Source organism: Pseudomonas sp. LBUM1661 (assembly GCF_059695925.1).
This window is the reverse complement of the sequence record NZ_CP166794.1, coordinates 3,856,593-3,875,939: the sequence shown is the minus strand read 5'-3', so window position 1 is coordinate 3,875,939 and position 19,347 is coordinate 3,856,593. Positions and strand designations below refer to the sequence as shown.

General features: G+C 57.5%; 14 protein-coding genes and 3 pseudogenes. 10 read left to right on the top strand and 7 right to left on the bottom strand.

From position 1 onward, the window contains the following. Positions 1 to 35 precede the first annotated feature (35 nt). A pseudogene (locus ACA057_RS17645) lies at positions 36 to 371 on the top strand (thiamine pyrophosphate-binding protein); the annotation flags it as partial. Between the two features lie 687 nt (positions 372 to 1,058). Here the strand turns inward: ACA057_RS17645 and ACA057_RS17640 are convergent. Continuing rightward, the gene (locus ACA057_RS17640; protein ID WP_497340865.1) at positions 1,059 to 1,964 is read right to left on the bottom strand and encodes a LysR family transcriptional regulator; all 906 of its coding nucleotides are present in this window, start codon (positions 1,962 to 1,964) and stop codon (positions 1,059 to 1,061) included. A gap of 87 nt (positions 1,965 to 2,051) precedes the next feature. Between ACA057_RS17640 and ACA057_RS17635 the strand changes: the two genes are divergently transcribed. From ACA057_RS17635 to ACA057_RS17620, 4 genes are all read left to right on the top strand, one after another. Further along, on the top strand, positions 2,052 to 3,182 hold the full coding sequence (locus ACA057_RS17635) for an alanine racemase (protein WP_497340863.1): 1,131 nt from the start codon (positions 2,052 to 2,054) through the stop codon (positions 3,180 to 3,182). Between the two features lie 48 nt (positions 3,183 to 3,230). Continuing rightward, positions 3,231 to 3,602 (top strand): RidA family protein, encoded by a 372-nt coding sequence (locus ACA057_RS17630; protein WP_497340861.1) that lies wholly within the window; start codon positions 3,231 to 3,233, stop codon positions 3,600 to 3,602. Positions 3,603 to 3,623: 21 nt separating this feature from the next. Further along, positions 3,624 to 4,286 carry an HAD-IA family hydrolase gene (locus ACA057_RS17625; protein ID WP_497340859.1) on the top strand — a complete coding sequence of 221 codons (663 nt, stop codon included), beginning with the start codon at positions 3,624 to 3,626 and terminating at the stop codon, positions 4,284 to 4,286. A 263-nt stretch (positions 4,287 to 4,549) separates the two neighbouring features. After that, positions 4,550 to 5,881: a dicarboxylate/amino acid:cation symporter gene (locus tag ACA057_RS17620; RefSeq protein ID WP_497340857.1), complete on the top strand. Its 1,332-nt coding sequence runs from the start codon at positions 4,550 to 4,552 to the stop codon at positions 5,879 to 5,881. A 406-nt stretch (positions 5,882 to 6,287) separates the two neighbouring features. Here ACA057_RS17620 and ACA057_RS17615 read toward each other — a convergent pair. Then, positions 6,288 to 6,407, bottom strand: a pseudogene (locus tag ACA057_RS17615) (IS110 family transposase); the annotation flags it as partial. 787 nt (positions 6,408 to 7,194) lie between these two features. Here ACA057_RS17615 and ACA057_RS17610 point away from each other — a divergent pair. Beyond that, positions 7,195 to 7,852 (top strand): annotated as a pseudogene (locus ACA057_RS17610) (anion permease); the annotation flags it as partial. 83 nt (positions 7,853 to 7,935) lie between these two features. Here the strand turns inward: ACA057_RS17610 and ACA057_RS17605 are convergent. Together ACA057_RS17605 and baeS are read right to left on the bottom strand one after the other, a co-directional pair. Continuing rightward, positions 7,936 to 8,619, bottom strand: a complete 684-nt coding sequence (locus tag ACA057_RS17605; RefSeq protein WP_497340855.1) for a response regulator — start codon at positions 8,617 to 8,619, stop codon at positions 7,936 to 7,938. A 2-nt stretch (positions 8,620 to 8,621) separates the two neighbouring features. After that, positions 8,622 to 10,040 carry a sensor histidine kinase efflux regulator BaeS gene (gene baeS / locus ACA057_RS17600; protein ID WP_497340853.1) on the bottom strand — a complete coding sequence of 473 codons (1,419 nt, stop codon included), beginning with the start codon at positions 10,038 to 10,040 and terminating at the stop codon, positions 8,622 to 8,624. Positions 10,041 to 10,153: 113 nt separating this feature from the next. Between baeS and ACA057_RS17595 the strand changes: the two genes are divergently transcribed. The 3 genes from ACA057_RS17595 to ACA057_RS17585 are packed head-to-tail and all read left to right on the top strand — an operon-like array spanning position 10,154 to position 15,890. Beyond that, a complete protein-coding gene (locus ACA057_RS17595; RefSeq protein WP_497340851.1) occupies positions 10,154 to 11,350 on the top strand; it encodes an efflux RND transporter periplasmic adaptor subunit in 1,197 nt (398 codons plus the stop codon). Between the two features lie 2 nt (positions 11,351 to 11,352). Beyond that, positions 11,353 to 14,499 carry an efflux RND transporter permease subunit gene (locus ACA057_RS17590; protein WP_497340849.1) on the top strand — a complete coding sequence of 1,049 codons (3,147 nt, stop codon included), beginning with the start codon at positions 11,353 to 11,355 and terminating at the stop codon, positions 14,497 to 14,499. After that, the gene (locus ACA057_RS17585) at positions 14,496 to 15,890 is read left to right on the top strand and encodes an efflux transporter outer membrane subunit (protein WP_497340847.1); all 1,395 of its coding nucleotides are present in this window, start codon (positions 14,496 to 14,498) and stop codon (positions 15,888 to 15,890) included. Before ACA057_RS17590 ends, ACA057_RS17585 begins: the two co-directional genes overlap by 4 nt. A gap of 801 nt (positions 15,891 to 16,691) precedes the next feature. On the opposite strand, the gene ACA057_RS17580 is transcribed toward ACA057_RS17585, so the two are convergent. Together ACA057_RS17580 and ACA057_RS17575 are read right to left on the bottom strand one after the other, a co-directional pair. Then, entirely contained in the window at positions 16,692 to 17,423 is a 732-nt protein-coding gene (locus ACA057_RS17580; protein WP_497340845.1) for a metallophosphoesterase, read from the bottom strand. Positions 17,424 to 17,583: 160 nt separating this feature from the next. Continuing rightward, entirely contained in the window at positions 17,584 to 17,790 is a 207-nt protein-coding gene (locus ACA057_RS17575) for a hypothetical protein (RefSeq protein ID WP_497340843.1), read from the bottom strand. A gap of 225 nt (positions 17,791 to 18,015) precedes the next feature. On the opposite strand from ACA057_RS17575, the gene ACA057_RS17570 reads away from it, so the two are divergent. Next, positions 18,016 to 18,411 (top strand): hypothetical protein, encoded by a 396-nt coding sequence (locus ACA057_RS17570; RefSeq protein ID WP_497340841.1) that lies wholly within the window; start codon positions 18,016 to 18,018, stop codon positions 18,409 to 18,411. Positions 18,412 to 18,475: 64 nt separating this feature from the next. On the opposite strand, the gene ACA057_RS17565 is transcribed toward ACA057_RS17570, so the two are convergent. Next, the gene (locus ACA057_RS17565; protein ID WP_497340839.1) at positions 18,476 to 19,312 is read right to left on the bottom strand and encodes a Rossmann-fold NAD(P)-binding domain-containing protein; all 837 of its coding nucleotides are present in this window, start codon (positions 19,310 to 19,312) and stop codon (positions 18,476 to 18,478) included. Positions 19,313 to 19,347 lie beyond the last annotated feature (35 nt).

Sequence of the window (19,347 nt, the reverse complement as noted above, 5' to 3'; positions counted from 1 at the left end):
CATCGGTGAAAGACGAGGATCTTAATGACAACGACATCAGCGATTTTCTGGTTGAGCGACTCAGCCAATGGGGCGTAACGCGGATTTTTGGTTATCCGGGGGACGGTATCAACGGTGTTTTTGGTGCGCTGAGTCGTGCCCAAGGCAAAATCGAATTCGTTCAGGCCCGGCACGATGAAATGGCTGCATTCATGGCCTGCGCTCATGCCAAGTTCACGGGATAGCTGGGCGTGTGTATTGCGACCTCCGGCCCCGGCGCTTCGCATCTGATCACCGGGCTTTACGATGCGCGGATGGATCACATGCCGGTGTTGACCATCGTCGGCCAGCAAGCGCGTGCTGCGCTTGGGGGACACTATCAGCAAGAACTGCCGTATTCAGGACTGGCGATTACTTCGGAGTCGTTGCGGGATTACCCGATTTACTTGGTGAGCTTCCGTAATCGTTGCGCTGATTGGCAGACGGTGTCCGTTCAACAGGTGATGAGCGAGTTGATGCTTTGGTGCATGGATACTCATCTGCGTGTGGCATTGCGCAAGCTTCAAGTCGATGTAAGTGGGCACTCTCACTTGGCTCGCTCGCCTGGCATTGAACCGCATTCGTTACTGCGGGTCACCCGACCGGTTCGTGTCGATTGAGGCCTCAAACATTAGGGTACGGTAGTCGTATCGCGGACTGGCTTTAACACCATCACTCCATCCAGAATCTCGATGCTTAACTGGTTGCCAGTCTCAAGCCCATAGCTGACAGCGGCGATAGGCAGAAATCGACCGATTCTGTTGAAAAAGTCGATCATCCAAAACTGTCTCGTCATTGAACGGTGAAAACACCTTTTTTACACGCTGCTACGTGAAATATGCGTCTGGGGATCTCAGCTGAAAGTAAAGATTTCAATCTCGGATGCGTACTTTTCAGCTGCGGAAACCACGGCCGACTTTTTCAACAAAATTGACCCATAGCTGCCGGTCAGCATTGGCTAAAATTGGCCGATTTCTGCCATCTATTGGATGCTTACACTAAAAAAGCCCTCAAAGGGCCTTTTTGTATTTGAACAAAATCTATTGTCGCCAAGGTGGTTGCGGCCGGAACTGATCCTGGAGGAAACGCAAAAAATTGAGCGTTCGCGCGGGCAACCCCTCGCGTTGATGCGTCAGCGCAACAATATTGACATCTGGAAGTTTCCAACCAGGCAATAGTCGTATCAACGTCCCCTCCGCCAGAGCATCGGTAACATCCCATTCAGAACGCATGATGATGCCGCGCCCTTCGCACGCCCATTGCCGAATAACACTTCCATCGTTGCAGCTCAATGCTGGGCGGATGCGCACATTGAGTGTTTTACGTGCGCGCGTGAAATGCCAGAGGGTGACGTCTTCGTTGTTTTCCCGCAATGCAATGCAGGGCAGGGTAGCCAACTGGTCGGGATGTTCCGGCAGACCGTACTGTTCAATAAAGGCGGGTGAGGCGCATACGTAGCGACGGTTGGGGGCAATGGAATGGCCCACCAGGTTGGAGGAGCGCAGTTCCCCAATATGGATAACGACATCAAATCGATCAGTCGCTTCGACCATCGGCTGTTCGGACAAACTCAATGCTATCTCTACGTCTGGATGCAGGCGCTGGAAAGCCGCCACCGCGGGCGCCACGTGCAGGCGCCCAAATCCGAACGGTGCGTTGACTTTCAGCTTGCCAACGAAGCCACTGCGTCGCTCATGCAGGTCCGCCAGCAGAGTATCGAACTGCTCGACCAGCTCGGCCCCACGCAGACACAAGAATTCGCCCTCATCGGTAAAGCGCAGCTGCCGGGCTGACCGATCCAGCAATCGAATCGACAGTTTTTTCTCCATTTGCTGAAGTCGCTGGGTCACGGCCGAGGGCGTCAGACCCAGCTTGCGTGACGCGGCCAACAAACTCTCGCTTTCCCGGACGACCAGGAGAAAGCGGATATCAAATGTCTCGTTCATTAAGAATCACTGAATATTAGAATTAATTTTATTAAATTTTAATCTGAAATCGGAAGCTTAGAATAGCGCTATTCCAGGAGACCAGACATGTCCGCACTCACTCATATCGAAACCCCCGCCTTACTGCTCGATCGCGATCGACTCGATGCCAACATCCAACGGATGCGCAATAAGCTGGCAGCATTCAATGTGGTATTGCGTCCACACGTGAAGACCAACAAGTCGGTGGAAGTCACCGAGCGCCTGTTTGCAGGTGGGCGCGGGCCCATCACTGTTTCAACCCTGCGTGAGGCCGATTTCTTTTTCGAGGCCGGGTTTACCGACATCTTGTATGGCGTTGGCATTGCGCCTAACAAATTCGCTCACGCCGCCACGTTGATCAGCAAAGGTGCGCAGCTCAAACTGGTACTCGACAATCTGGACACTGCCAGATTATTGGCCGACTTTGCCCAAACGTCGGGTCATGTTTTTGATGTCCTGCTGGAAATCGATTGCGACGGCCACCGCTCCGGTCTCGGCCCGCAATCGCCGCTGTTGGTGGAAATCGCGCAATTGTTGAGCACCAAAGGCGTCAGGCTCAGCGGCTTGATGACACACGCCGGCAAGTCCTACGACAGTCAGTCGATCGCTGAAATCGAGGCCTGCGCCCGGCAGGAACGCGCGGCGATTATCGATGCCAGCCAAATGCTCGCCGCTGCGGGTTTCAACATGACGATCATCAGTATCGGTTCGACACCCACGGCACTTTTTACTAAGGATTTAACCGGAGTAACTGAAGTTCGTGCGGGGGTGTTCGCCTTCTTCGATCTGGTCATGGCGGGCTTGGGTGTCTGCGATGTGCAGGATATTGCGGTCTCGGTTCTGACGACCGTCATTGGTCATCAGGCTGAGAAAGGCTGGATCATTACGGATGCGGGATGGATGGCACTGTCTCGTGATCGTGGTACCGCCAGGCAAGCGATCGATCAGGGATATGGCGTTGTGTGTGACGCCGCCGGCCAGCCCATTGGCGACTTGATCGTCAGCGCCACCAATCAGGAGCACGGGATCATTTCATCGCGGGCCGGGAAGCTTGAAGCCTTGAGCTTACTGCCCTTGGGCACGCTGCTGCGGATCTTGCCGAATCACGCCTGTGCCACCTCGGCACAGCACACGGGTTATCACGTTCTCAGCGAGGGACGCAGTCTCGGTTACTGGCCACGCATCACAGGTTGGTAATTAATCCATTCACCAGAACTTACAACTTTGATCGATCAAGGGGGGCAAATGAAGTTGATCACAGCAGAGAAACTGCCTGTACCCGGTGGGCATTACTCACACGGTGTAATGGCAGGAAAACTTCTATTCATTTCCGGGCAGTTGCCATTTCCACCGGATGTTCAAGAATTTCGTGATGGAATAGAGGCCCAGACTATTCAGGCAATGACGAATATTGAAGCTGTGCTTCAGGCTGCGGGAGGTTCGTTGAGTCATTTAGTCAGCGTGCAAATTTACATCGTTGATGTTGCTTACTGGCCGATCGTCAATCTGGCTTATTCAACGCTGATGGGGGCGCACCGTCCCGCAAGAGTAATCATCCCGTGTGGTCCGCTCCATTATGGGGCCTTGGTGGAAATTTCAGCAGTGGCTGAAATATAAATTTAAAGAAGGGCAGTTGTTATGAATTCGATTGAAAACAATGTGCAGCAAACTCCTGTCAAACTTGTCCTGTTCGATTTGCTCACTGCTTTGCTGGATTCGTGGACGCTTTGGAATTCCGTTGCAGGCTCCGATGAAATGGGGCACACCTGGCGTATGGCTTATTTGAAGGCGACTTACGGCTGTGGCGCTTACCGGCCTTATGAAACGCTGGTCGAGGAAGCCGCGATCAGTGTGGGACTAGGTAAAGAGGCCGCGCAAAATCTGGAGGCGCGCTGGACGGAATTGCAACCTTGGCCTGAGGCCAAACGCGTGCTCACCGAGTTGGCGCCGCACTATCAACTGGGGGTGGTCACTAACTGTTCGGAGCGGTTGGGACGCATCGCGGCGGATCTTCTGGGGGTGCCATTTGACGTAATTGTCACTTCTGAACAGGCCGGTTTCTACAAGCCCGATCCGGAACCTTACAGGCTCGCGCTGCAAGTCGCGGGTGTAGAGCCCTCTCACGCCATCTTCGTAGCGGGTTCAGCCTACGATCTGTTTGGCACGCAGAAAGTCGGCTTGCCAACCTTTTGGCATAACAGAATAGGACTCGACGCGCCCGCAGGTGCGCCTGATCCATTAATCATGCGCCCGACACTCGATAGCCTGTTTGAGGATATTAAAGCCCTGAGCGGGAAATAACCGTGGTGTTGCTCATCGCCGTCCTGCGGCGCGTCACTCTGTAAATCAATACCGGCGGGGGGGCTTACAAAGGCGTCTCCGCCGGACTGCTCTTGTAACAGGCCGCGAACGCACGCGGTTGTTCCTGGTTTGAGGCTCAGCTTATGCACTTCGCCCAACTCAGCGGACTTTAAGTTCAAAACAAATTCTTCCATCAAAGGAAGGTGTCTGAAACGGGTGCTGTGGTCCGAGGACTAATCACGCGTCCCAAACGAGGTTCCGCCATGTCAGCTGAAACCCATATCCGCAAACCGTTCTACAAGATTCTATATCTCCAAGTCTTGTTCGCGATCGCAATCGGCATCCTGATAGGCCACTTCTATCCGGAAACTGGTACCACGTTAAAACCGCTGGGTGATGGCTTTATCAAGCTGATCAAAATGGTCATCGCTCCTATCATCTTCTGTACGGTGGTCACGGGTATCGCCGGTATGCAAAGCATGAAAGCTGTGGGAAAGACCGGTGGCTTTGCGCTTCTTTACTTCGAGATTGTTTCGACAATTGCCCTGTTGATCGGGCTAGCCGTGGTCAACGTCGTGCAGCCAGGCGCTGGTATGCATATTGATCCGTCCACGCTTGATGCGTCGGGGATAACTGCGTACGCGGCCGCAGGAGAAAAGCAGAGCACGATCCAGTTCCTGCTGAACATCATTCCCAACACGATTGTTGGCGCGTTTGCGGAGGGTGAGATCCTGCAGGTGTTGTTCTTCTCCGTACTGTTTGGTTACGCGCTGCATCGCATCGGCGACTATGGCCGTCGGGTGTTCGAGTTCATCGAGAGCATCTCTCAGGTGTTGTTCAGCATCATGGGCGTGGTGATGAAAGTCGCGCCAATCGGTGCGTTGGGTGCAATGGCATTTACTATCGGTAAGTACGGTGTAGGTTCTTTAGTGCAGTTGGGCTATTTGATGCTGTGCTTTTACTTCACCTGCCTGGTCTTCGTACTGGGGATATTGGGCACGATCGCACGTGTCCACGGGTTCAGCATCTTTAAGTTCATCAAGTACATCCGCGAAGAACTGCTGATCGTCCTGGGTACTTCGTCGTCTGAGACCGCGCTGCCACTTATGATCGTCAAGATGCAGAAGCTCGGTGCGCATAAGTCCGTCGTGGGCCTAGTCATCCCGACCGGTTATTCCTTCAACCTCGATGGCACTTCCATTTACCTGACCATGGCGGCGATTTTCCTTGCCCAAGCCACCGATACGCCCATGGACATTACACACCAGATCACTTTGTTGCTGGTCTTGCTCATCACATCAAAAGGAGCGGCGGGTGTAACGGGCAGTGGCTTCATCGTATTGGCGGCTACGCTGTCGTCAGTAGGGCATGTGCCAGTTGCGGCGCTGGCCTTGATTTTAGGTATCGACCGCTTTATGTCCGAAGCGCGGGCGTTGACCAATCTGATCGGCAACGGCGTAGCGACAATCGTGGTCGCCAAGTGGTGTGGGCAGTTGGACGAAAAGGTGCTTCAAAAAGGTCTAGAAGAGGGCCCAGGAGTAGCGGCTATCGCTTCGCCGGCAACACGAGTTCCCGACGAACCTGTGCGTACTTAATCTAGCCATGTGAAGAAGGCCTGTCCTTGCGACGGGTTTTTGCATATGTCGTAAAGCCGTTACGGGAACCTGGCTGGCAAATGCCAATCAAGCCGGGCGTGATGCACCGCCAGGGGGCCGTCCCGTATGCTCAACATTATCAAGGTCCGTATATGGACTCCTCCTCGTTGCAAGCCTCCTTTGCTTTGGCGCCCGTGCCGACTGCACACGTATATTCGGCCTCTGACTTTGGCATCGATTCGATGCAGGGCCATGATGGGCTATTCGCGCGTCGGCTCCCAATCGGTTCTACGTGCTTTGCGCACCTGGACACTTGAGGGTTTTGCCGACGCCGGTTCGACCGGTTTGCCATTGCTCGGGTTACTTCGCAATCGTGGTGTAGGGTGCTTCTCCCGGGATGAATAGGTCAGGCCAATGCTCGATCCGGTTGGTAATCAGTGCCGTTGCGCAGCATCGCCCAAGCCATGCGTGCAGTTTTGTTAGCCAGTGCGATAGCGGCCACGTTGGGATGTGAGCGCTCGGCTATCCCCCTCGATAGCGACCATGATGAGAAGGCTTTGATCAATCGGGCTGACATTGCGCTCTACCTGGCAAAGTCTCAGGGTAGAAATCGAGTGAGCGGTGCACCGGCAATGGCGGAGAAATAACTTAACGCCGTGCACAGGAGTAGTTGAGCACTACATTGGTTAAGGGATTTAATGTGTCGTTTTCAACACAATGACTACCATTCAGTTACACAAAAAATTGATGAAATCAATGATTACACTGTCATAAGCGGCAAGTATTGTTTTTGTTGCTGAAAAAGAGAGTGCTGTAATGAAGCTGAATCGTGTAGCAAAAGTAGCGGTAGTGGTCGCTCTATTTTCGTCATTGTCGGGCTGTTGGTTATTCATGCCTCCAGGTGGTGGTGGTGGTGGTGGTGGTGGTGGTGGTGGTGGTCAGCATGGCGGGCCTGGCGGCGGTGGTGGTCAAGGTGGGGGCGGTCAACGATAAGTCCTGGGGTCGCTCTGTCTGCGTTTGAATAATCTGGATTTCACAAAAACGCCACTCTATGAGTGGCGTTTTTTTTGTTAGTTGATTTTGAAAAAGGTTTACACCTGCTGACTTCTTGTCAGGAAGTGCATGGGTACGCGTATAAAAGCAGTGCGACTGATGAGCATCTAAAACCGATACTCCGCTGGAACTTCCCGAGCGATGAATTGCTGCATGTGTTCGAGAAAGCTGATTTGCAGTTTCGATGCCGGTCCTTGAACCAGCAGCACGCTGAAGTCCATTTCGATCGCTGGTTCGAACGCTCTGAACACACTGGCCTGCTTCTTTTGAGTTGGGTGACTGAAGGCAAGTTGCATGCTTTCGATACGACCTCGACGACGTATGCCGGGCTGGTTCTTTTGTTATTGCCCCGTTTCGGTGTAATGACCTGGAAAGACGTTCAAGCACGCATTCTGTGGGGAGCCGTGATTGTCTTCGGGGTCGGCATCAGCCTGGGCACCGCGCTGTTGACCACCCAGGCCGGGCAATGGTTGGGTGTCCAGGTTGTCGGGCAAATGGGGCTGGACAAGCTCGGCACGCTGGGGGTGTTTGCCGTCCTCAGTGCCTTCCTTATTCTGATCCACTTGGGCTTTGCCAGCGCCACGGCGCTGACCTCGGCATTGATTCCGATTCTGATGGCCGTTCTGCAAACCCTGCCCCGAGGATTTCAGTCGACTGGGCGTTACCACGCTCCTTGGGTTTGGTTACGTCGGCGAGCGCGCCGCCAACAACGCCAACGATTTCTGGCTGAGCAGCTACACCGTGGCCGATGCCTTCGTACGTTGGGAGTCGCCGATGTTCGGGTACAAGACCACGCTGCAGTTCAACGTCGATAACCTGTTCGACAAACAGTACTACCCGTCCTCCACCGGCAGCCAACTGGCGGTCAATGTCGGCGAGCCGCGCACGGCCCGCCTGAGCGCCAGCGTGACATTCTGATCACACCGCTTTGACGAACTGCCCCGTTCTGCCCGTTTATCCGGCGGAACGGGGCGGTGATCATCCTCAGCCCGGACGACACCTCAGTCGTCGGCGAGTTGAAACCGATAACCCACGCCATACAACGACTCGATGGGATTCTCCCCCGGGCAGGCCTGTTCGAGCTTGCGCCGCAGATTACGAATATGGCTGTCGACCGTGCGGTCGGTCACCACTCGGTGATCGGAGTAGATCTTGTCGAGCAACTGATCCCGAGAAAATACGCGTCCCGGAGAGCGGGCGAGGGTGTTGAGCAGTCGCAGTTCCAGGGGCGTCAGGTCCAGTGCGATACCGTCGAGGGAGGCCTGGTATTGTTCTTCATCAATCTGCAGACGCGATCGCGCAGACGTCAAAAGGTGCGGGCTGCGTCGCAGGATGGCCTTGACTCGGGCGACCACTTCACGGGGGCTGAAAGGTTTGCAGATGTAGTCGTCGGCGCCCAGGTCCAGTCCGAGCAGGCGATCTACTTCCTCGACTCGGGCGGTGATCATGATGATGGGCACCGCACTGAAGCTGCGCAGTTCTTTGCACACTTGCAGGCCATCCCGTCCGGGCAGCATCAGGTCGAGAAGGATCAGTCGCGGCTCGCAGGCACGTACCGCCGGCACCACGTCCAACCCGTTGTCCAGACACTGGGTCGGGTAACCGGCAACGGTCAGGTAGTCGCGCATCAACGCGGCCAGTTTGGGTTCATCTTCGACGATGAGAATCGGAGTGTCGTTGACCATGTTCAGGCATTCCGTGGCAGGCGCAGGGTCAGCCAGAGGCCACCCAAGGGAGAGTGGTCGGCCGTCAGGCTGCCGCCGTGGGCCAGGGCGATGCTATGACAGATTGCCAATCCGAGGCCGGCCCCGCCACTGGCGCGATTGCGTGAGGCTTCGCCGCGGTAGAAACGCTCAAATAGCCGGGGCAATTGCTGCGCTTCAACCCCGGGGCCGGAATCGAGGAATTCGATGCGCACGTCGTCGCCATCGATGGCAGCGCTGATGCGCAGTACACCGCCCGGATCGGTATAACGCACAGCGTTTTCCAGCAGGTTCCCGAACAGTTGTTGCAGGCGCTTGGGGTCGGCCTCCAACCGCAGCGGTTGCGCCGGCAGGTCCAGCTCCAGACGTAGCTGTGCAGCGTTGCAGCGCTCTTGAAACATGGCCGCGCTGCTTTCCAGCAGCTCGTTGAGCACGCATTCGCTCTTGCGATAGTTCAGTGCGCCGACGTCCGCCAGGGACAGCTCGTACAGGTCGTCCACCAGTTTGCTGAGCATGCCGACTTCGCCTTGCAGCGACTTCATCGAGGTCTGATCGAGGGTGCGCACGCCGTCCTCGATGGCCTCCAGTTCACCGCGCAATACCGACAGCGGGGTGCGCAGTTCGTGGGAGACATCGGCCATGAATTCCCGACGCATCTGTTCGTTGCGTTCCAGCGTGTACGCAAGCTGGTTGAAGTCGCGAGCCAGTTGGCCCACTTCGTCGTCGGACGACACGGTCACTCGATTGCTGTATTCCCCGGCGGCCAGACGGTGAGTGGCCGCGGCCACCCGTTTGACCGGTTCGAGCAGGGTGCGGGCAATCCACCAGGCGATCAGCATCGCCAACAGCAACGAGAGCACACCCATCGCCAGGCTGGCACGCCATTGATACTGCTGAAACCGTTCGCCCCCTGCTTCTGTCACGCTCTGGAAGGGGGTGACTGCCAGCCAACCGACGGTTTTGCCAGCCACTTCGATCGGACGCAGCAACGCGTCATCACCGATCGCGGGGTAACCGGTGACGCGTTTTTTTTGCTGATCCAGCAAGGCTATGCGGAACAACGCGCCCGTCAGATCAGAGGGTGATGGAATCCTCAGCTCGTGGAACACATCTCCATCCCTCGGCTCCGGCCGCATGATCTCGAACCAGCGATCCGGCTGGTTGCGCAGGAATTCCCAGCTGCCCTCACGCTCGTAGGCGCTGGCCAGGCGCGGCAGCACCGGGGCCATGCGCTCCAGGGCCTGTTCATTGAGGTAGCCGAGAAACCCCCGGCCAAAACTCCAGCTGGTGGCCAGGCCCATGCTCAGGATGACAAACAGCACGCTGGCCAGTACAGCAACAAACAGCTTGGTGGAGATGCTCAGTTTCATGGGCTCGGGCGGGTCGGTGAATGGCCCGGTCATTTAGGCCCTGACGCGACGAAGATTCAAGCTCGGCGGGCAATCTTCAATTTTCCTGCACATTTGCCTCGCAGTATGGCGCATGGCTCAAGCCACCCCGTCTTGCAGAGGCAGATATGTCGACCAAACTTTTCGCCAAATCCCTGGTAACCGCCGCCGTTATTCTTTCCCTGATCGTTCTGTTCGTGTTGAGCGGTTGTTCGGCCGGCGAGTCCGCGCCTGTCGCTGTCGCACCAAAAGTTTCGGTGATCACCGTGCAACCTCAGAGTCAGGCGCTGACCACTGAACTGGCCGGGCGCACCCAGGCGTTCATGGTCGCCGAGATCCGCCCGCAGGTCGGCGGTATCGTCCAGCAACGCTTGTTTGTCGAAGGCGCCGAGGTCAAGGCCGGACAGGCGCTGTATCAGCTGGATGCGGCCCCTTATAAGGCAGCATTGGCTGAAGCGCAGGCGACTGTGGCCAAGGCCCGCGCCACCTTGAAGTCAGCCCAGTCCACCGCCAAACGCAATGCCCAACTGGCGAAAATCGACGCCATCAGCCAGCAGGATAACGAGGATGCTCAGACCAGTCTGTTGACCGCCGAGGCCGAACTGCAAGTAGCGCAGGCCGGTGTGGATACAGCGCGCATCAACCTGGCGTATACCCGCATCAGCTCGCCCGTCGGCGGGCGCATCGAAACGTCGACCGTTACCCCCGGCGCGCTCGTCGTGGCCAATCAGGACAGCGCACTGACCACGGTGCAGCAGCTGGACCCGATCTACGTTGATGTCACGCAATCGACCACCGAACTGCTGCGCCTCAAGCGCGATCTGGCCAGCGGCGCATTGCAAGGCAACGGCGAGGGCGAAGCGCGGATCAGCCTCAAACTCGACGACGGCAGTACCTATAACCACGAAGGCCGCTTGAAATTCAGCGGGGTCAGTGTCAACGAAGGCACCGGCACGGTGACCCTGCGCGCCGAGGTCGACAATCCGGAGCATCTGTTGCTGCCGGGTATGTATGTGCGGGCGGTGCTGGAGCAGGCCTGGAATGATCAGGCGATTCTGATTCCACAACAGGCTGTGAGCCGCAGCGCCAGTGGCGTGACCTCGGTGTTGCTGGTGGTCAACGGCAAGGTCGAGCAGCGCGTGCTGACCATCGACCGCGCCGTGGGCAACCAGTGGTGGGTCACCGCAGGCCTGAAGGCGGGTGATCAGGTGATCGTGGAAGGCGGACAGAAAGTCCGGGTCGGCGCCGCGGTGTTGGCGCAAAACACCAGCGCTCGGGGACGGACGCTGCACACCGCCCCCACTGCCATTGCGCAGGAGGGTTGAGCATGGCGCGCTTCTTTATTGATCGACCGATTTTTGCCTGGGTCATCGCCATCGTCATCATGCTCGCCGGCGCGTTGTCCATCAGCCAACTGCCCCTGGAACAGTACCCGGATATCGCGCCGCCGACGGTGCGGATTTCCGCCACTTACACCGGTGCTTCGGCCAAGACCGTGGAGGATTCGGTGACCCAGGTGATCGAGCAGCAGATGACCGGTCTGGACAACCTGACCTATATGTCTGCCTCCAGCAGCTCGGCGGGTAGCGCCAGCATCAACCTGACGTTCGACGCCGGTACCGACCCCGACGTGGCGCAGATGCAGGTGCAGAACAAGCTGCAACAAGTCGAGTCGAGACTGCCGCAGTCGGTGCAAAGTGAAGGCCTGACCGTGACCAAGGGCGGCTCGGACTTCCTGATGATTGCCGCCCTGGCCTCCGACAACCCGAGTGTCACCGGTACCCAAATTGGCGACTACATTTCCAGCACCTTGCTTGACCAGATCAGTCGTATCGATGGCGTTGGCGATGTGCAGACCCTCGGTTCGGGCTATGCCATGCGCATCTGGCTCGACCCGGCCCTGCTGGAAAAATACGCGCTGATGCCCTCGGACATCAGCACGGCCCTGGAGGCGCAGAACACCGAAGTTTCCGCCGGCCAGCTCGGCGCCTTGCCGGCGGTGGCAGGGCAGCAGTTGAACGCCACGATCAGTGCCCGCAGCAAGCTGCAAACCGCGGAAGAATTTCGCAATGTCGTGGTCAAGTCTTCAAGCGACGGCGCAGTGGTCTTGCTCGGCGATGTCGCGACGATTGAGCTGGGCAGTGAAAGCTATGACGTGAATTCGGCCCTCAACGGCAAGCCCGCTGCCGCCATGGGCATACAGCTCGCCGCGGGCGCCAATGCCCTGAAAGTCGGCGAAGCGGTGAAGGCCAAGCTTAAGGAGCTGGAGCCGTTTTACCCGACGGAAATGCAGCTGAAAAACGTCATTGCCTACGACACCACGCCCTTTGTCAGCCTGTCCATCGAGGAGGTGGTCAAGTCGTTGGGCGAGGCCATTGTTCTGGTGGTGCTGATCATGTTCCTGTTCCTGCAAAACCTGCGGGCCACGCTGATTCCGGCGATCACCGTACCGGTGGTGCTGTTGGGCACGTTCGGCGTGCTGGCGCTGTTCGGCTATTCGATTAACACCCTGACCATGTTCGCTATGGTGTTGGCGATCGGCCTGCTGGTGGACGACGCGATCGTGGTGGTGGAGAACGTCGAGCGGGTGATGGGCGAGCAGGGGCTTTCGGCACTGGCGGCCACGCGCCAGTCGATGGATGAAATCACTAGCGCACTGATCGGCATCGCCCTGGTGCTGAGCGCAGTGTTTATTCCCATGGCGTTTTTTGGTGGCTCCACGGGGATCATCTACCGACAGTTCTCGGTGACCATCGTCTCGGCCATGGTGCTCTCGGTGCTGGTGGCGATGACGCTGACGCCGGCATTGTGTGCGACCTTGCTCAAGCCGTCCGATGCCCAGGGTCATGGTCCTCAAGGCGGGTTCTTCGGCTGGTTCAACCGCACCTTCGAACGCAGTGCCGAGGCCTATCAAAGGCTGGTCGGCGGTATTTTGCAGCGCGGGCGCCGCAGCCTGCTGGTGTATGGGCTGGTGGTGCTGGCCATGGCGGCGGGTTACGCCAGCCTGCCGACCTCGTTCCTGCCGGACGAAGACCAGGGCATTCTCATGGCACAGGTGCAGTTACCGGTGGGTGCCACGGATAGTCGCACCCAAGCGGTGATGAAGCAGTTCGAAAGCTACATGCTCGAACAACTGGAAGTCGAAGCGCTGATCAGCATCACCGGCCTGGGCATGGGCGGCAACAGCCAGAACACCGCCCGCGCCTTTATCCGGCTCAAGGACTGGAGCGAGCGGTTGGGGGCAGGGCAGGATTCGGCGTCCATCGCCCAGCGGGCGACCCAGGCGCTGGCGAGCATCGGTGATGCCAATGTGTTTGTCATGCAGCCGCCGGCCGTGCGCGGGTTGGGGCAGAGCTCCGGTTTCGACTTGCAACTCAAGGATCTCGGTGGCCTGGGGCACGACGCCCTGGTGGCGGCGCGGGAGCGGTTCATCGAGCTGGCGGAAAAAGACCCGCGGTTGCTGGGTGTGCGCAGCAATGGTCTGGACGACACGCCCCAGCTCAAGGTCAGTATCGATGATCGCAAGGCCGGCGCCTTGAGTCTGAGCACCAGCGATATCAACGCCACCTTGTCGACTGCCCTGGGCGGCAGTTACGTCAATGACTTCCTCAATCAGGGGCGGGTCAAGAAGGTTTATGTTCAGGGCCAGGCGTCAGCGCGCATGCAAGCGGCGGATCTGGATCATTGGTTTGTGCGCAACAGCAACGATGAGATGGTGCCGTTTTCCTCCTTCGCCAGCAGCTCGTGGAGTTATGGCTCGCCGTTGCTGGAGCGCTATAACGGCAGCGCTTCTTTGGAGGTCGTTGGTGATCCGGCGCCGGGCGTGAGTTCCGGCGTGGCGATGGATGCGGTGGAAGCGATCATCAAGCAATTGCCGGAAGGCATCGGTTACGAGTGGACCGGGCAGTCGTATCAGCTGCGCCTGTCCGGTACCCAGGCACCGCTGCTGTACGGGATCTCGGTGCTGTTCGTGTTCCTCTGCCTGGCCGCTCTTTACGAGAGCTGGTCGGTGCCATTCTCGGTGATGCTGGTGGTGCCATTGGGTGTGGTCGGCGCGGTATTGGCGACCCGATTCACGGGCTTGAGCAATGACGTGTACTTCCAGGTGGGGTTGTTGACCACCGTGGGGCTGGCGGCCAAGAACGCGATTTTGATCGTCGAATTCGCCAAGCACCTGCAAGAGCAGGGCAACAGCTTGCGGGAGGCGACGTTGATCGCCGTGCGCCAACGCCTGCGGCCCATTCTCATGACGTCCCTGGCCTTCATGTTCGGCGTGCTACCCCTGGCGTTGAGCTCCGGCGCCGGTTCCGCCGGGCGCCAGGCCATCGGCACCGGCGTGCTGGGCGGTATGTTCAGCGCCACGGTGCTGGGGATCTTCTTCGTACCGCTGTTCTTTGTGCAGATCCGCCGCCGTTTTGGCCGCGCTTCCACGGCTTCGACCTCCACCCAATCCGTCCAGACAGGTGACGCATGATCAAGTTTCACTGGCCACTGCTGGCCGTTCTGGCCCTCGGCGGCTGTGTCAATCTGGCGCCTCAGTATGAGCGCCCTGAAGCGCCCGTCGCCGATCAATGGCTGCCGGCAGCCAGCACGCCAAAGGGGCAGGTGGCAGCCGACATCGAGTGGCAACAGTTTTTCACCGACAGCCGTCTGGCGCGCTTGCAGTCCCTGGCGCTGGTCAACAATCGCGACCTGCGCCTGGCCAGTCTGAACATCGAAAAAGCTCAGGCTCAATACCGCATCCAGCGAGCAGCGGCCTTGCCCTCGATCGATGCCGGCGTCAGCGGCACTCACAGCCGCACACCGAGCTCGTTGTCCAGCAGCGGCACGGCGGCCACCAGTCATGACTACAGCGCGCAACTGGGGCTGAGCAGTTATGAACTGGATGTGTTCGGGCGGGTACAGAACCTTCAGGACGAAGCGCTGGAAGCCTATCTGGCGCTGACCGAAACCCGGCGCAGCACGCAGATCAGCCTGGTGGCCGAAGTGGCCACGGCCTGGCTGACTCTGGCGGCGGACAACGAACTGTTACAGCTGGCTCAGGAGACCCTGCGCAGTCAGCAGGCGACCTACGAATTGACCCAGCGCAGTCACGCGTTGGGCGGTTCTTCCGGCTTGGCCCTGGCGCAGGCGCAAACCACCGTGGAGTCGGCGCGGGGCGACGCGGCGGTCTATGAAAGCCAGATTCTCCAGGACCGCAATGCCTTGCGCCTGCTGGTCGGCAGCGACGTTCCCGATGAGCTGCTGCCGGGCACGAGCCTGCAATCGGCTGCGGCGCTGGTTCAGTTGCCGGCTGAACTGCCATCCAGCCTGTTGCAGCGTCGCCCGGATGTCCTGGCCGCCGAACACACGCTCAAGTCGGCCAATATCGATATCGGTGCGGCCCGCGCGGCGTTCTTTCCAAGCATCACCCTGACGGCCAATGCCGGTTCCGCGAGTTCGGCGTTGTCCGGTCTGTTCAAATCCGGCAGCGGCGCCTGGACGTTTGCCCCGAGTATCAGCCTGCCGATCTTCGATGCCGGCAGTAACCGCGCAACGCTGGACGCGGCCAAGGTCGAGCACGAAATACAGGTGCAGACCTATCAACAAACCTTGCAGACAGCCTTCAAGGAAGTGGCTGACGCGTTGGCGGTGCGTAGCACCCTGGATCAACGCCTGGCGGCGCAGCAAGCGCTGACCGACGCCAGCCGCAAAAGCTTCGAACTGGCCGACGCGCTTTACCGCGGCGGCTCGCAAAGCTATCTCGAAGCCCTGGACGCCCAGCGTTCGCTGTACAGCGCACAGCAGGACCTGATCATCTTGCGTCTGGCCGAACAGAGCAATCGGGTGAGCTTGTACAAAGTATTGGGTGGCGGCTGGAATTAACCGTCGATGTTAACCATGGTAAAAGAGTCGGGCATTTCTCGGAGTCTTGGTGCGGCACTGTCGTTTCCCGCTCCATACGCAAAAACGCCGCTCATTTGAGCGGCGTTTTCGTTTGTACGTAATTTTTTTGGCTTGCTGAGGACGAGATCAAGATAGTTACTTTTGTCTCGGCGCTTCCTGCAGGAGCTGAGTCTTAATGGGTGCTTCAGGAGAGTGTAGCGGCAAGAGAGCATTCGAAAAACTAGCCACTGGTCGAAAATCAATGCTTCATCCAGGGTGTGGGCTGAAGTGTGGGCTGGTAGGTATTTCCAAAAGCCAGAAACGAAAAAGCCCTGAATAATCAGGGCTTTGTCGTATAAAGATGGCGGAGGCGATGACATCTCTTATTGTGTCTCAAGTCCTCCAAATCATCCTGGTGTATCAAGATATCAATGAGCATGTCGCCCAACAGGTTCCAGCTGCGACCGGTTTCTGTTTCATTGGGTCTACTGCGTTCCAGTCGTACCATTGGAAAAGTCCACTTACCGAAGGACCCTTCCGCGTGGATGACCACACCCGAATTTTCCATGGCGATTACTCGGTGGAATCCGGTAGCAACGCTCATTACTGAGTCTGCCCGCAGACTGAGGGTACACATAGAGGTAGAAAAATTTTCGACCTAAAAATTTCCCTTTATTTTCAATAACAATAAGAAAGGTTCGATTCCGGCTTCGGCACCATCTTAAATCAAGGGTTTGCGGGCGAGAGCTGATGCAAGCCCTTGTTTGTTTTTGGTCCGCTATCGATCTGCTCCGCAATTCATTACCTTTGCCAATGGTTAGATGGCGCGGCAGGGATGGTTTCCAGCGTTTCAAGATTCAGAAGCGTGAAATACCCACGATCCTTCCAACCACCGGTATCAATGTGAATTACATTGCCCAGTCTGACTGGCTTTTGAAGCGGTGTATGCCCGACGACTAGCGCACGCAGGCCGTCAACGCCATGCGTTTCAAACTGATCAATTCGCCGTCGTGACCACATGCAGCGGTTCTGCACTTGTGCCAAACGCTCATCGCTTTCTGGCGTTTCCAGTTCATTTCGCAATGCCTCCCACGATGGCAGCGGGCAGTCGGCGTGCACGATGCCGATCAGGCCTTGTGCGGTTTCGATTTCGATGGCGATAGGGAGTGCGGCGAAACGCGTCGCGAAGTATTGCTGTTCGGGCAGCGACAGGCCGGCGAACCAGGAGCCGCCGTTGTAGATCCAGCTGTCGACGTCGCAGGTATCGAAGTGAACCACGTAGTCGTCATGGTTTCCGCGTACCGGGTGGAACCAGGGTTTTTCCAGCCAATCAAGAACGTCGCGGCATTCAGGCCCGCGGTCGATCAGATCGCCAACACTGAACAGGCGATCGAGCGTGGGATTAAACCCGGCCGCATCCAGCGCGGCCTGCACGCGAGTGAAGTAGCCATGAATGTCGCCGACCGCGAAGTCTCGACCGGCCACGTTCGCGGCGAAGCGTTTCACGCGCGGCGCCTGCAAAGTTTCCAGCATGGGAATGCCTCGCCTGTTACTCACCGACGAATTGATGTTCAGTTGAGTTTAGGCCAGGAAGTGATGGGTGCAGGTCGCCGATTTTTGAATCAAGGGTTTGCGCGCGAAAGCTGAGGCAAACCCTTATTGGTTTCTGGTCCGCTATTTTTGCTGGCGGCAGCTATTGGCTGTCGCCAGTGGACGAATCGGCTTTACGCCGATCACTCCCACCAGGATTGCCGATGTCCACCAGCCTTCTTTCTGCCAGGACATTTTGCAGGGCCTGGCGAGCGATAGGGTCCAGCTGATGTTCTCTCTCCTTGAGTTCAAGCAAAATCGGGCTGGACCAGGTGCGATAGGTCTGCTCGGTGATATGGATTGTTGTCATCTGTCTCCTCCTTGATTAGGTGCCCGCCACCAAAGGCGCCACATTTCGATGCGATAGAAATCCTAGTTGAGGAATCTGTTTATCGCCAACCAGAGACCTGGCAAGGCTGACGCAAGCGCGCGTGAAGCGATTGAATTAATAATAAAATAATATATCCAGCACGTTGCGGTTATCTAATCTTAGGGTTTGTGTTGCCTGATTGGATAAATAAAAAAGGTGGAAGTTATGAGAAAGTTATTGGCTGCCATTGCTATAGCACTACTCGTGGCTGGATGCTCTTCAGGTCAGCAGACGCCCAATGCAGCCCATATGCCCGCACCTCCAGGCGCGAAGCAATTGAGTGGAGCCGAGATACACCAGACGTTGATTGGTCGTAAGCTGCAAAGCGAAACCGCTGGGGGACTGCCTTTCTGGGAGACCTTGAGTCCTGATGGAACGGCGGCGATACAAATTGCCAAAGATCCAATCCAAAAAGGCAATTGGACAGTCGCTGGCGACGTCATTTGCGTCACCTACCAAGAGTATGGAAAAGAATGCAATACCGCACACAGTGACGGTGTTTCAGTTTGGCTTGTCGATCAAACGAAAAAGACGACCAACAATAAGTTCAGTGTGCATTAGTTTCAGGGCCTTTAACTAACGCACACTAACTGTTTCAATCGCAGGCAGGCACTGGGCAACCCTTTCAACCTTCGTTCGCCCAAACGCCTGAAGCGGCCGTGCGCCGCACATAATCGGTGAAGTCCCGCGCCGGCCGACCCAACGCACGCTGTACGCCATCGGCCACCGGTGTATTGCGACCGTCGAGTACGGTGGTGAAGAGGTACAGCACCAGGTCGATCAGTTGAGCCGGCAGCGCTGCCTGTTCCAACGCCTGACGATAACCTTCCGCTGGCACGGCTGCGAAACGGATATCGCGTCGGGTCACATGGGCGATTTCTTCCACGGCGTCGGCAAACGTCAGCGAGCGTGGCCCCGTCAATTCATAGAGTTGGCCTGAGTGCCCAGGTTGGGTCAGCGCTTCGACTGCGATCTCGGCGATGTCTTCTGCATCGACGAAAGGCTCCGCAATGTCACCGACGGGGAGGGCCAGTTCGCCCTGAACGATCGGCTCCAGAAAGTGCGCCTCGCTGAAGTTCTGGAAGAACCAGCTGGCTCGCAGGATTGTCCAGTCGACGCCACTGTTCTGTACGACGCGTTCGGCCTGTTCTGCTTCGACTTCACCGCGACCGGACAGCAACACCAGTTTGCCGACACCACTTTTGACGGCCAGGTCGGTGAATGCCTGAACCGTGTCGAGCGCGCCGGGGACGGCGAGGTCTGGTTGATAAGAGAGGTAGACCGCGTGAATGCCATCAAGCGCCGCTGCCCAAGTGGTTCTGTCTTCCCAGTCGAATGCTGGCGTCGCGGCGCGCGAGCCGAGGCGAACGGGTAAACCGGCGGCTTGCAGGCGTTCAGTGATGCGTCGCCCGGTTTTGCCCGTCGCGCCGAGAATCAGGAGGGTTTCTTGTGTGGTTTTCATCGCGTTCATCTCCATCGGGTTAATGTGAGTGATGC